Source organism: Amycolatopsis sp. NPDC059657 (assembly GCF_042734395.1).
Classification (GTDB): Bacteria; Actinomycetota; Actinomycetes; order Mycobacteriales; family Pseudonocardiaceae; genus Amycolatopsis.
The window spans coordinates 1-11,589 of the sequence record NZ_JBHWEB010000105.1; the positions used below are offsets into that span (position 1 = coordinate 1).

Annotated in this window: 14 protein-coding genes; 5 read left to right on the top strand and 9 right to left on the bottom strand. The window is 68.9% G+C overall.

Annotated elements, in window-relative coordinates; genetic code table 11:
• Positions 1-212 precede the first annotated feature (212 nt).
• The 7 genes from ACFV15_RS37275 to ccrA all read right to left on the bottom strand — a co-directional run bounded on the left by ACFV15_RS37275 (position 213) and on the right by ccrA (position 6,144).
• Positions 213-1,028 (bottom strand): MerR family transcriptional regulator, encoded by an 816-nt coding sequence (locus tag ACFV15_RS37275; RefSeq protein WP_378356744.1) that lies wholly within the window; start codon positions 1,026-1,028, stop codon positions 213-215.
• A 139-nt stretch (positions 1,029-1,167) separates the two neighbouring features.
• The gene (locus tag ACFV15_RS37280) at positions 1,168-1,698 is read right to left on the bottom strand and encodes a hypothetical protein (RefSeq protein WP_378356746.1); all 531 of its coding nucleotides are present in this window, start codon (positions 1,696-1,698) and stop codon (positions 1,168-1,170) included.
• Positions 1,699-1,860: 162 nt separating this feature from the next.
• The gene (locus ACFV15_RS37285) at positions 1,861-2,016 is read right to left on the bottom strand and encodes a hypothetical protein (protein ID WP_378356748.1); all 156 of its coding nucleotides are present in this window, start codon (positions 2,014-2,016) and stop codon (positions 1,861-1,863) included.
• Between the two features lie 81 nt (positions 2,017-2,097).
• Positions 2,098-3,168 (bottom strand): adenylate/guanylate cyclase domain-containing protein, encoded by a 1,071-nt coding sequence (locus tag ACFV15_RS37290; protein WP_378356750.1) that lies wholly within the window; start codon positions 3,166-3,168, stop codon positions 2,098-2,100.
• Positions 3,165-3,614: a universal stress protein gene (locus ACFV15_RS37295; protein ID WP_378356752.1), complete on the bottom strand. Its 450-nt coding sequence runs from the start codon at positions 3,612-3,614 to the stop codon at positions 3,165-3,167. Before ACFV15_RS37295 ends, ACFV15_RS37290 begins: the two co-directional genes overlap by 4 nt.
• 43 nt (positions 3,615-3,657) lie before the next feature.
• Positions 3,658-4,722: a chromosome segregation protein gene (locus tag ACFV15_RS37300; protein ID WP_378356807.1), complete on the bottom strand. Its 1,065-nt coding sequence runs from the start codon at positions 4,720-4,722 to the stop codon at positions 3,658-3,660.
• Between the two features lie 81 nt (positions 4,723-4,803).
• The gene (gene ccrA / locus ACFV15_RS37305) at positions 4,804-6,144 is read right to left on the bottom strand and encodes a crotonyl-CoA carboxylase/reductase (RefSeq protein WP_378356754.1); all 1,341 of its coding nucleotides are present in this window, start codon (positions 6,142-6,144) and stop codon (positions 4,804-4,806) included.
• Positions 6,145-6,304: 160 nt separating this feature from the next.
• Here ccrA and ACFV15_RS37310 point away from each other — a divergent pair, with 160 nt between their 5' ends.
• On the top strand, positions 6,305-6,673 hold the full coding sequence (locus tag ACFV15_RS37310; RefSeq protein ID WP_378356756.1) for an SPW repeat protein: 369 nt from the start codon (positions 6,305-6,307) through the stop codon (positions 6,671-6,673).
• Between the two features lie 19 nt (positions 6,674-6,692).
• Entirely contained in the window at positions 6,693-7,259 is a 567-nt protein-coding gene (locus ACFV15_RS37315; protein ID WP_378356758.1) for a TetR/AcrR family transcriptional regulator, read from the top strand.
• Here ACFV15_RS37315 and mce read toward each other — a convergent pair.
• Positions 7,253-7,690, bottom strand: coding sequence for a methylmalonyl-CoA epimerase (gene mce, locus ACFV15_RS37320; RefSeq protein WP_378356760.1), 438 nt, complete (start codon positions 7,688-7,690; stop codon positions 7,253-7,255). The two genes, ACFV15_RS37315 and mce, sit on opposite strands and share 7 nt — an antisense overlap.
• Before the next feature lie 103 nt (positions 7,691-7,793).
• Here mce and ACFV15_RS37325 point away from each other — a divergent pair, with 103 nt between their 5' ends.
• The 3 genes from ACFV15_RS37325 (at position 7,794) to ACFV15_RS37335 (ending at position 10,725) form a co-directional block, all read left to right on the top strand.
• The gene (locus tag ACFV15_RS37325; protein WP_378356762.1) at positions 7,794-8,975 is read left to right on the top strand and encodes an acetyl-CoA C-acetyltransferase; all 1,182 of its coding nucleotides are present in this window, start codon (positions 7,794-7,796) and stop codon (positions 8,973-8,975) included.
• Entirely contained in the window at positions 8,976-9,938 is a 963-nt protein-coding gene (meaB, locus tag ACFV15_RS37330) for a methylmalonyl Co-A mutase-associated GTPase MeaB (RefSeq protein WP_378356764.1), read from the top strand.
• A 67-nt stretch (positions 9,939-10,005) separates the two neighbouring features.
• Positions 10,006-10,725, top strand: a complete 720-nt coding sequence (locus tag ACFV15_RS37335; protein ID WP_378356766.1) for a peptidylprolyl isomerase — start codon at positions 10,006-10,008, stop codon at positions 10,723-10,725.
• A 59-nt stretch (positions 10,726-10,784) separates the two neighbouring features.
• Here ACFV15_RS37335 and ACFV15_RS37340 read toward each other — a convergent pair whose 3' ends face one another.
• Positions 10,785-11,438: an amino acid-binding protein gene (locus ACFV15_RS37340; RefSeq protein ID WP_378356768.1), complete on the bottom strand. Its 654-nt coding sequence runs from the start codon at positions 11,436-11,438 to the stop codon at positions 10,785-10,787.
• Positions 11,439-11,589: the final 151 nt, after the last annotated feature.

An 11,589-nucleotide genomic window follows, 5' to 3' on the forward strand; every position in this document is an offset into this window, starting at 1 on the left:
CGGCGGGTGCCGCAGGGGTGGTTGAACGTTGCGAACGGGGCGTTCGCAACGCTGAGCGACACATACGCCCCGTTCATTCCGTCCACCCCACCCCAAAAAAGCAGGCAAATGCGACATTGCGGGGCGAAATTCAGCCGCTTGAGTCCTTTGTGGACGTTAGACTTAACTGCCCAGCATTCGGCTAGAACCGCCCGGAACGCTCACGACCCCATTCAGCGAAGCGGGACGGCCAGCTCGAAAACCGGGTCGTCGGCGCTCACCCCGGCCGGGTCGGCCAGGAAGATCTGCCGAGGCCTCCAGACGGCCTGCTCGCCGTTGTCGGTGAGCCACTGCCGCAGTGACTCGAAGCCGAGCGAGGTCATCATGTCCGCCTTGTGCACGCTGATGTAGGCCTCGCGGGTCGCTTCCTCGGTGCTCGTGCTCATTTCCGGGAAGCGGGCGGCCGTCGCCTCGAGGTCGGCTTCGTCGACCGGGCAGCAGAACTCCACCGCGGCGTCGCTGTCGTTGGTGACTTCGCCGTGGTAGCGCAGGAAAGGCAGCCCGGCGACGCCTTCGGGCCGTGAGACGGTCGGGCCGCCGAAGAGACCGAAGAGCGGCCCCGCGAACGGGCCGATCTGTTCGGCGGTGAGCTGTTCGGTGACGCTGAGCAGTGTGCGAGCCGGGATTTCCCGGACAAGTACCTCATACATGGTGGTTCGCTCCCCTATGAGCCGGTCGATGAGGAAGCCGACCAGTTCCCGCTTGGCCTTGACGGCCAGCTCCTGCTCCGCCCAGTAAGCCGCCAGCTCGCGAGCCGCCGCGTCGGCCGGGAGATCGATGACCTTCCGGATCCGGGCGAGCGGCATGTCGAGTTGGCGCAACTGGGCGACCTGACGAGCCCTCGGCAGCTGGTCCGGCGAGTACCAGCGGTAGCCGGTGCCCGGATCGACATGCACGGGTGACAGCAGGCTCAGGTCGTCATAGAGCCGCAACGCCTTCGGCGAAAGCCGGGCCAGCCTGGCGAACGCGCCGATGGCGAGCAGGTCCATGGTCGTCTCCCTCGTCCCGGGCGGGCGCCCGGTCGCCACCGACTCTGCGGCCGTCCCCAAGGGCAAGGTCAAGCATGACTGACAGTCGGCCCCGACGAGGTGATTGAGCGAGGTGCCAGCCCGTGCCGATCGGTCATGCCTACGCCGTGTCGAGTCGTATCAACTCGCTGGTGAGAAACCGCCACTGACTCTCAATGTCACGCCACAGGTCGAGACAAGCCGACTGCGTTGTGGTCACCATGTAGTCCGGTCGCGGGCAATGGTCGCTGAACGCCTTGTCTCGCAACTTCGCGACACGCCCGCCGTAGCCGATGACGTTCACGTAGCGAGCCGCGTCCTTACGAGCCTGGGCGAACCCACTGATCTCGTCGATCAGCCTTGCGAACTGAAGGTCTGGAAGCTGGCAGAACCATCCCATTGGATCGCCACCGTTCGACCGGTCGTACTTCTCCCGGCAGTAGCGCAACGCCCCGTTCATTTCGTCGATTCGCTGTCCGAATTTGTGCAGGACCGTGCCATCGACAACGGTCGGGGACGGCATGATCACCGAAGCGGGCGTGGATGCTGGTGGCATCTCAACGGTCACCGTGGTGGTCACGGGACCGCTGGTCCGGCAACTCGCCATCGCCGCTCCGGCACTGATCAGGAGGACAAAAAGCAAGCGGCGCATGCTGGACTCTTTCGACGTCGCCCTCTCTTCAGAAGACGTGTCGGGAAGTCGCCGCCGCGCACAGGCGTGTTACGACCGGCACGCTACGGAACATGGGGCGCCTTTGTGAGGCTATGCGTCGTACGGGGGCCTTGTCACGTCGTCGCCCGAAGTGGGAAGCCATCAGCCGGCTTGAGAGCGGCGTGCCTTCAGCAGCTGGGTGAGACGTTCGCGGAGGTCGGGGCTCAGCGGTGGCGCGTCCTCGACCAGCTTCGCGATCCGCGCCTGGGTTTCGGGGGTCAGCGCGCTGGTGCGCTGAGCCGTGTCGGCTTCGTTCACGGTGCCGAGTTTTGCCGAGGTGCTCCGGAAAAGCGCCCCCTGGCAGCCGGATTCACCTGGTCGAGCGGTGGGCGGTCGCGCTCAGCGACGGCGGCCGCGCCTGGTCGGTGGCGGGTCGATGCCGAGCATCTCCGCTGCCATCTCCTGTGACTCGGCGAACTTGCCGGTGGGCTGGTCAGGGGCCCGGCGCAGCGCGGACGGGCGCATCCGGTTGTAGCCGCGGACCGAGACCGGGCGCCGGGTGCGGATCTCGTAGGCGGGGTCGTCGGCCAGCGCTGAGGCCAGTTCCTTGTCGATCAGGATCGTGCCGGGACGGGCTATTGACGTCAGGCGGGCCGCGAGGTTGACCACCGAGCCGTAGACGTCGCCGAAGCGCGACAAGACCCGGCCGGACGCCAAGCCGGCGCGGACGGCGGGCAGTTCCTCGTCCTCGGCGGTGCGCTCGGCCAGCGTGAGCGCGATCTCGGCGGCGTCGGCGGGGGAGTCGCAGACGAAGAGGACCTCGTCGCCGATCATCTTGACGACGCGGCCGTGGTGCTCGGCGATGACCTCCGTGGTGACCATCTCGAACGCGTCGAGCACCGCGCTCAGCTCGGCCTCGTCGACCTGCCTGGTCAGCCTGGTGTAGCCGACCATGTCGACGAAGCCGACCACCTGCAGGCCCGCTTCGACCTCTTCGTCGGTCGCGACGAGCGCACGCCCCGCGTAGGCGGCCAGATGCCGCCGCCAGACGAAGCTCTGGACACGCTCCAGTTCGGGCAGCAGCCGCTCGACCAGACGGGCGATCTGGCGCTCGCTTTTGGCCAGCTCTGGGTTCTCGGTGATGAGCTGGCGCAGCATGAGCACCTGCCACTCCGCGAGGCGCGACAGGTGCTGGCCGAGCGCGCGAGTCACCGCGACCTCCATGCTCGGGTCGACCAGGCCGGAGTTGACCAGCTGGTCGGCCGTCTTGAGCACGTCGACGTCGGCGTCGGTGAACACCACCTCGTCGTCGTTGACCGTCGCGAAACCCAGCGCGCGCCAGAGCCGGCGTGCGCGTTCTTCCGGCACGCCGGTCTTCTCGGCCACTTCGAGGCGGGTGTAGCGGCGCCGCCCGCCCAGCAGGACCTTTTCGAGCCGCTGCTGGAGTTCGTCGGGATCGGGCTCGCTCACGTCGTGTGCACGATGAGCACGTCGACGCCGGACTTGCGGGCCACCTCGGACGGCACCGAGCCCAGGATGCGCCCGGCGAGGCTGTTCAGCCCCCGGTTGCCCACCACGAGCAGGTCGGCCTTGTGGTCGGCCGCGACCTGGCGCAGCGAAACCACGGGGTCGCCTTCGATGGCGACGGTCTCGATCTTCGACGCGCCCGCCTTGGCGGCGCGGTCGCGGGCGGAGAGCAGCGTGTCCTCGGCGGGCGCGGAGCCCACCACCTGGTACGCCTCCTCGCGGAGCACGTCCTGCGCCTTGTCCACGTCGCCACGGCTGGCCGGGTGGTACGCGCACGCGATCACCAGCGTCGCGCCCGCGTCGGCGGCGACACCGGCCGCGCGGTCCACCGCGGCGAACGAGGTCTCGGAGCCGTCGGTGCCGACGACCACGGTCTGATAGGCGGGCATTGAGTCCTCCTGGCGAGCCGTATCCCTCTGGTCGGGACGAAGGTTACTCGCCAGTTGGTTTCGCCGCTCCCGCTGGCTTGGGTGCGGGCTTCGCCGCAGGTACGGAGGCTTTCGAGATGCGCACGGTGGCCTGCGAGTCGGGGTTCATGATCTCGGCGGCCTTCTCCGCGATCGGTCCGGTTTCGCCCAGTACCGTGCTGGCTTCGCTCAGTGACACGCGCGCGGCGCGTACCTGCTCGGCGAGGCTCGCGCGGACCTTGCGCAGCACCTCGACGCGCTCGGCGGCCTGATTGATCCGGCGGTTGGACTCCTCCGTGGCCTCGCGGACGCGGCGGTGGCTCTCGTCGGACGCCTCGGCGAGCCTGGCGTTGGCCTCGGTGATCGAGTCCTGCTTGCGCTTGTTGGCGTCTTCGACCGATTCGCGGCGCCGCTTCTCGATCTCGGCCTTCGCCTTGGTCTCCTCGTCGAGCACCTCGGCGCGGATCCTGGCCGCGTCGTCTGTCGCCTCGCGGACGCGGCGCGCGGCCTCGGCCTTGCTGGCCGCTTCCTGCTCGGCCAGCACGCGCATCGCCTCGGTACGGCGCGAGGCCATGGCGATCTCGAAGTCCTCTTCGATCTGGTTGCGCCGGGCCTCTGCCTCGGCGTCGAGCCGCTCGACCTCGGCGCGCGCCTTGTCGAGGACGCCGCGGTGCTCGGCCTCCATTTCCTTGCGGCGCGCGTCGAGCTCGTTCAGCAACTGCTCGTACCGGGCACGCATGGCGCTCGCGTCGGTCTCGGCCTTGGCCCTGATGTGCCCGGCCTCGGCCTCCGCGCGCGCCTTGGTGTCGGCGGCCTCGTCCTGCGCGAGGCGCAACATCCGTTGCAGGCGCTCGGAAAGCCCCTCGATGCTCGTCGGCGGCTGCGCGAGGCGCTCGACCTGGCCACGCAGATCCCTGATCTCGCCGCGCGCCACTTCGAGCTGCCGCGCCAGATCGCCGGACTGCGAGATCGCCGCGTCGCGGTCGGCCGCGAGCATCTTCAGATCGGCGTCGAGCCGTTCGAGGTGCTCGTCGACCTGCGCACGGTGATAGCCACGCTTCGCCAGGTCGAAACCGGCGCCCAGCGGCACAAGCTCCCGTTCATCGCCAAGGCTCATTCCCCTACCGTAGCCGGAAGCCGGTCACGACCGGGTGAGCACCCTGGCGAGAATTCACGCGCCCCGGAATGCGTTGATCTTGTCGAGGTGCTTTTCCCGCATTGCCTGATCGCGCACACCGAGGCCTTCTTCCGGTGCCAGCGCGAGCACGCCGACCTTGCCCTGGTGGGCATTCCGGTGCACATCGAGCGCGGCCTGGCCGGTGTCCTCCAGTGCGTACGTCTTGGACAGTGTGGGATGGATCAAACCCTTGGCGATCAACCTGTTCGCCTCCCACGACTCGCGGTAGTTCGCGAAATGGGAGCCGATGATCCGCTTGAGGTTCATCCACAGGTACCGGTTGTCGAACTGGTGCATATAGCCCGACGTCGAGGCGCAGGTGACGATCGTGCCGCCCTTGCGCGCGGCGTAAACCGACGCGCCGAACGTTTCACGGCCGGGGTGCTCGAACACGATGTCCGGGTCCTCGCCGCCGGTCAGTTCGCGGATCTTCGCGCCGAACCGCTGCCATTCCTTGGGATCCTGGTTGTGCTCGTCCTTCCAGAACTTGTAACCCTCGGCGTTGCGGTCGATCACCAGCTCCGCGCCGAGTTTCCGGCAGATTTCCGCCTTTTCCGGGCTGGAGACGACGCAAACCGGGATCGCGCCGCCGTTGAGCGCGTATTGCGTGGCGTAGGAGCCCAATCCACCGGACGCGCCCCAGATGAGCACGACGTCGCCCTGCTTCATGTCGGCGCCGTTGCGCGAGACCAGCTGGCGGTACGCGGTCGAGTTGACGAGCCCGGGGGAGGCGGCCTCTTCCCAGGTGAGGTGATCCGGCTTCGGCATCAGCTGGTTGGCCTTGACGAGCGCGATCTCGGCGAGCCCGCCGAAGTTGGTCTCGAAGCCCCAGATGCGCTGCTCGGTGTCGAGCATCGTGTCGTTGTGCCCGTCCGGGCTCTCCAGCTCGACGTTGAGGCAGTGCGCGACGACCTCGTCGCCCGGCTTCCAGTTGTGCACGCCGACGCCGGTGCGCAGCACGACGCCGGACAGGTCGGAGCCGACCACGTGATACGGCAGGTCGTGGCGCTTGGAAAGCGGCGAGAGCTTGCCGTAGCGCTTGAGGAACTTGAAGGTCGACACCGGTTCGAAGATCGACGTCCACACGGTGTTGTAGTTGATGGCGCTGGCCATCACGGCGACGAGCGCCTCGCCGGGGCCGAGTTCGGGCACCGGGACCTCGTCGAGGTGCAGCGACTTGCGCGGGTCCTTGTCGCGGGAGTCGAGCCCTTCGAACATGTCGGTCTCGTCCGCGTGCACGGTGACACCCCGGTAGCTCTCCGGCACGGCCAGCGACCCGACCGCGTCGAGTTCACCGGTCAGGATGGCCTGCTGGATCTCGCCGAGCTGCGTCATCGGAACCTCCACGGGGAGTGGTTGCGGCGTTGGCGAACAAAATTACTGGTCGGTAACTCGCGATCACAACAGTACGAGACGTGAAGCACTCTGTCGTGCCGAAGTGTTATTTGACCGGGCGGCCAATCAAGCGGAGCATCGGAGGCGGAGGTGAACAAAGATGACCGAAACTTCGACCCGTCCGTGGATGCGCCCGCATGACTGGGCGGAAGTGCTGCTCGGGGTGGTTGCCGCACTGTCGCCACTCTGGATGGACACCGACAACACCGCCATGTGGACGATGATCGTGCTCGGCGCGCTCATCGCACTCGACGGTCTGGCCTCGCTGGCGAGGCCGGGGATGGTCTACGGCGAAGGCGCGCAGATCGTGTTCGGCGCCCTGCTGTTCCTGTCACCGTGGGTGCTGAGCTACACCGAGTTCAACGGTGCCGCCTGGACCGCGTGGATCGTCGGTGTGCTGACCATCGTGGTCGGCGCGGCCGCTGTGCCCGTCGCCAACGCGGCGCACAAGATGGCCGGTTCGCACTGAAAACTGAAAGACTGATCCGATGAACGACGACTCGGCGAAAGAGCGCATCCTGCTCGCTGCGGAAGAGCTTTTCGCCGAGTCCGGTTTCGACGCCACCCCGACCTCACGCATCGCCGAGCGCGCCGGCGTGCCCAAGGGTCTCGTCCACTACTACTTCCGTCGCAAGCCCGATCTGCTCACCGCGCTCGTCGAGCGGCTGCCCGACGAGCGCGTCGAGCCGGAGAACGTCGTCGTGCCCGGCGACATCGCGAGCAGCCTGCGCGGGCTCGTCGTCGAGCTCGACCGCAGGCTGAGCGGTTCGCGCATGCTTTCCCACCTGCTGTGGCGCGAAGCGGACACGCATCTCGCGGTCCGCGACGCGCTGCACGAGCGGTTCCAGGCGCTGGTCCGGCAGGTGCGCGCGGTGATCGTCGCCGCCGCGGGCTGCAGGCTCGAACGCGCCGACATCGACAGCGCGTCCGGGCTGCTGGCGCGCGCGGTCAGCTACCGGCATTCCGTCGCGCGGCACAGCGACGACGACATCCCCGGTGAGCTGGAACAAGAGCTGGCGTTCATCGCCGACGCCCTCACCGCGAAAGCTCAGTGAGCGGCAGGCTCCACCAGTTCGACGAGCACGCCGCCCGCGTCCTTGGGGTGCACGAAGTTGACCCGGCTGTTCGACGTGCCGCGCTTGGCCGCGTCGTAGAGCAGGCGCAGGCCCTTGGCGCGCAGCGCTTCGGCCGCGGCGTCCACATCGGACACCCGGTAGGCCAGTTGCTGGAGCCCCGGTCCGCTCTTCGCGATGAACTTGCCGATCGCGGAGTCCTCGCGCAGCGGCGCGAGCAGCTGGATCGCGGTGCCGCCGCCACCGGGCGCGTAGAGCATGGCCTCGCGGACACCCTGCTCTTCGTTGACCTCCTCGTGGCCGACCTCCAGCCCGAAATTCTCGGTGTGGAAGGCGATCGCGGCGTCGAGGTCGGGCACGGCGATGCCGACGTGGTCGATGGCCGTCACGTAGGGCTTCAGCGCGTCGTTCATGCGGGGAACATTAGGTGCCGCCCCTCACACTGTGTCAATTCAGAGAGGTGAATGCCCGGTATGGTCCGTGGAGACCGCCGTGCGCCGATGCTTGGAGGAAGTCGTGTCCGGTTCCGTGATCCTGGGTGCCGCCCGCACCCCGATCGGACGTCTGCTCGGATCCCTGAAGGACTTCACCGGAGCCCAGCTCGGCGGCGTGGCCATCAAGGCCGCGCTGGAGCAGGCCGGTGTCTCGCCGGATGCCGTGCAGTACACGATCATGGGCCAGGTGCTCACCGCCGGCGCGGGCCAGATCCCCGCCCGCCAGGCCGCTGTCGCCGCGGGCATCCCGATGAGTGTGCCGGCGCTGACCATCAACAAGGTCTGCCTGTCCGGGCTCGACGCCATCGCGCTCGCGGACCAGCTGATCCGCGCCGGTGAGTTCGAGCTGATCGTGGCCGGTGGCCAGGAGTCGATGACGCAGTCGCCGCACCTGCTGCCGAAGTCGCGCTCCGGGTTCAAGTACGGCGACACCACGCTCGTCGACCACATGGCCTACGACGGCCTGTTCTGCGCGTTCGACCAGGTCGCGATGGGTTCGTCGACGGAGAAGTACAACACCCGCTACGGCATCACCCGCGAGCAGCAGGACGAGTTCTCCGCGCGCTCGCACCAGCGCGCCGCCGCCGCGATCGCCGAAGGCCGGTTCACCGCCGAGATCGCGCCGGTTTCGATCCCGCAGCGCAAGGGTGACCCGGTCGTCTTCGACACCGACGAAGGTGTCCGCGCCGACACGACCGCCGCGAGCCTCGCGAAGCTGCGCCCGGCGTTCGCCTCCGACGGCACGATCACCGCGGGCTCGGCTTCGCAGATCTCCGACGGCGCCGCCGCCGTAGTGGTCGCCAGCCCCGCCATGGCCGAGAAACTCGGCATCACCCCGCTCGCCGAGATCGGCGCGCACGGTGTGGTCGCCGGACCGGACGCGAGCCTGCACGAGCAGCCGTCGAACGCGATACTCGCCGCGCTGTCGAAGGCGGGCCTGACCGCCGACGCGCTCGACCTGGTCGAGATCAACGAGGCGTTCGCGGCCGTCGGCCTGGTCTCGTCGGACAAGCTGGGCCTCGACGCCTCGAAGGTCAACGTCGACGGCGGCGCGATCGCGCTGGGCCACCCGATCGGCGCATCCGGCGCCCGGCTCGCCGTGCACCTGGTGCACGAGCTGCGCCGCCGCGGTGGCGGGCTCGGCGCGGCCGCGCTGTGCGGTGGCGGCGGCCAGGGTGACGCGCTGCTGATTCGCGTCCCGTAGATGCCCTTGGAGCTCGATGTCGCGGACCTGGTCTCACGTGCGCGTGACGGCCAGGCCCGCGCGATCGCGCGGCTGATCTCGCTGGTCGAGGACGCGCATCCCCAGCTGCGCGAGGTCGCCGCCGCGCTGACCCCGTTCACCGGGCGGGCCCAGATCGTCGGGCTCACCGGGCCGCCGGGTGTCGGTAAGTCGACATCGACGTCCGCGCTGCTCACGGCGTTGCGCAGGCAGGGCAAGCGGGTCGGCGTGCTGGCGATCGACCCGTCGTCGCCGTTCTCCGGCGGCGCGCTGCTCGGCGACCGGATCCGGATGACCGAGCACGCGGTCGACCCCGGCGTGTTCATCCGGTCGATGGCCACCCGTGGGCATCTCGGCGGGCTCGCGTGGGCGACGCCGCAGGCCGTGCGCGTGCTCGACGCTGCGGGGTTCGACGTGGTGCTGATCGAGACGGTCGGCGTCGGCCAGTCCGAGGTGGACGTCGTGAAGCTCGCCGACACCACCGTGGTGCTGCTCGCGCCCGGCATGGGCGACGGGATCCAGGCCGCGAAGGCCGGGGTGCTGGAGATCGCCGACCTGTTCGTGGTCAACAAGGCCGACCGCGAGGGCGCCGACGCGACCATCCACGATCTCAAGCAGATGATCTCGTTGTCCCGCAGGGAGATCCGCGGCCCGAGCTGGCGCCAGCCGATCCTGCCGACGGTCGCCTCGCGCGGCGAAGGCGTCGACGACGTCGTGAAGTCTCTGGAAGAACACCACGCCTGGCTCTCTTCGCGGGGTGAGCTCGCCCAGCGCCGCGCCGCACGCGCCCGGTCCGAGGTCGAGGCGATCGCGTTGCAGATATTGCGCGCCGAACTGGTCGACGTGCGCGGCGACCGGCTGGCCGAGCTGGCGTCCTCGGTCGTCGAGCGCGCGCTCGATCCGTACTCGGCGGCCGATCGCCTGGTCGCGGATTTGCGCGGTTAACGACTTTGGCGGGGAAAAACCGCCCTATACTTCCCGAGTTTCGTTGCCGAAGCTGGGAGGGACGTCCGTGCTCCGTACGGTCGCTGTTGCCGCTGTCTCCGTGCTCGCCACCTTGACCTTGACGGGGGTGGCCTCGGCCGACACCCCGCCGCCCAAGGTCACCAAGGGCCCGTGCCAGTACACCGAGACGCCTGACGAGCCCGCGTCGCGCCCGGTCCCGTTGCCGCCGGACCCCCGCCACACGCCGTCGTGGGGCACCGTGGCAGTGAAACTGAAGGGCAGCCAGGGCGACATCGGCCTGACGCTGAACCGCAAGCAGGCCCCGTGCACGGTGCAGAGCTTCCTGCACCTGACGAAGCACCGGTTCTACGACATGACCACATGCCACCGCCTGACGGCCTACCCGACGTTGAAGGTCCTGCAGTGCGGCGACCCGTCGGGCACCGGCGAGGGCGGCCCCGGCTACAAGTACAAGGACGAGCTCCCGACCGACCTGCCGCCCGCACCCACCGACCCGACCGGCGCACGCCGCGTCTACGCCCGCGGCGTGCTCGCGATGGCCAACGCGGGCCCGGCCACCAACGGCAGCCAGTTCTTCGTGGTCTACGGCGACTCGGCGCTCCGCCCGAACTACACGATCTTCGGCACGGTCGACGCCGAGGGCCTTCACACGCTCGACAAGATCGCCGCTGGCGGCATCCAGCCGGACCCGTCCTCACCGGGAACCCCGGTCGACGGGGCGCCGGTGCTGCCCGCCAAGATCCTCAAGGCCCGCATCTGGTGCTGAGGCGGGCTGGGGTCGTGAGTGTTTACGCCGGTGAGAACCGGCCGTACCACTCACGACCCTCAGGAGTCCAGGACGACCGAGACGATGCCCGCGAAGTGGGCCAGGCGGGCGACTTCGGCCGCGCGGAAGAGGGGGCCGCCGGGGCGGCCGACCAGCAGTGCCTTGCCGGGCTTGCCGAGTGGGGTGGCCGCGAGTTCCGTGCCCAGCTCCTGCCAGGTCTCCGGGACCCAGGACTCCTCGCCGTCCAAGACCGTCGCGCGCTCGAGGGGGAGCCAGGGCAGGTGGGTGATCGGGACCTCGGGCGCCGCCGAGGAGGCCGCGAGGCGGTGGATGCCGCCTTCGCCGTGTTCGACCACCAGTGACCAGCCGGCGCGGATGATGCGGGGGACGCCCTCGGCGAGGATGTGCAGGCCCATCTTGGGCTGGGCGGCGATCTCCTCGACGAGCTCGAGCTCGCGGTGGGTGTCCAGCACGCCCGCGTAGGGGCGGACCGCGTCGACCTCGACCCCTTCGACGCTTTCGGCAGCGGTGATGAGCGCGTCGGGGAGCCTGCCGGAGGGAAGCTCGACCACCAGGTCGTCGATGGCTATGCCGCTGCCGCGCTCGACCACGTCGACGCTCAGTATGTCCGCGCCGATCGTGCCGAGTGCGGTGGCCACCGCGCCCAGTGTCCCCGGGCTGTCCGGCAGCTGCACCCGGATGAGGAACGACAACACGAGCCCCTCTCACTCTTTGCGAAACTCTTCGGCGTCCCGGCCTGGTGCTGGGAACGCGCTCGCCGGGCGACGATTGTGGCAGACCGGGGTTATGAACGGGCTCTCAGTCCGTACACCGGGAACTAACGGTTTGAGCTCGACCCATAGA

What these genes read in the sequence shown, in the direction of transcription:
- ACFV15_RS37295 (WP_378356752.1), bottom strand. Translation starts at nt 3,614, where the DNA reads ATGCCCGCCTATCAGACCGTGGTCGTCGGCACCGACGGCTCCGAGACC.
- mce (WP_378356760.1), bottom strand. Translation starts at nt 7,690, where the DNA reads ATGAACGACGCGCTGAAGCCCTACGTGACGGCCATCGACCACGTCGGC.
- meaB (WP_378356764.1), top strand. Translation starts at nt 8,976, where the DNA reads ATGCCCTTGGAGCTCGATGTCGCGGACCTGGTCTCACGTGCGCGTGAC.
- ACFV15_RS37315 (WP_378356758.1), top strand. Translation starts at nt 6,693, where the DNA reads ATGAACGACGACTCGGCGAAAGAGCGCATCCTGCTCGCTGCGGAAGAG.
- ACFV15_RS37280 (WP_378356746.1), bottom strand. Translation starts at nt 1,698, where the DNA reads ATGCGCCGCTTGCTTTTTGTCCTCCTGATCAGTGCCGGAGCGGCGATG.
- ACFV15_RS37275 (WP_378356744.1), bottom strand. Translation starts at nt 1,028, where the DNA reads ATGGACCTGCTCGCCATCGGCGCGTTCGCCAGGCTGGCCCGGCTTTCG.
- ccrA (WP_378356754.1), bottom strand. Translation starts at nt 6,144, where the DNA reads ATGACGCAGCTCGGCGAGATCCAGCAGGCCATCCTGACCGGTGAACTC.
- ACFV15_RS37310 (WP_378356756.1), top strand. Translation starts at nt 6,305, where the DNA reads ATGACCGAAACTTCGACCCGTCCGTGGATGCGCCCGCATGACTGGGCG.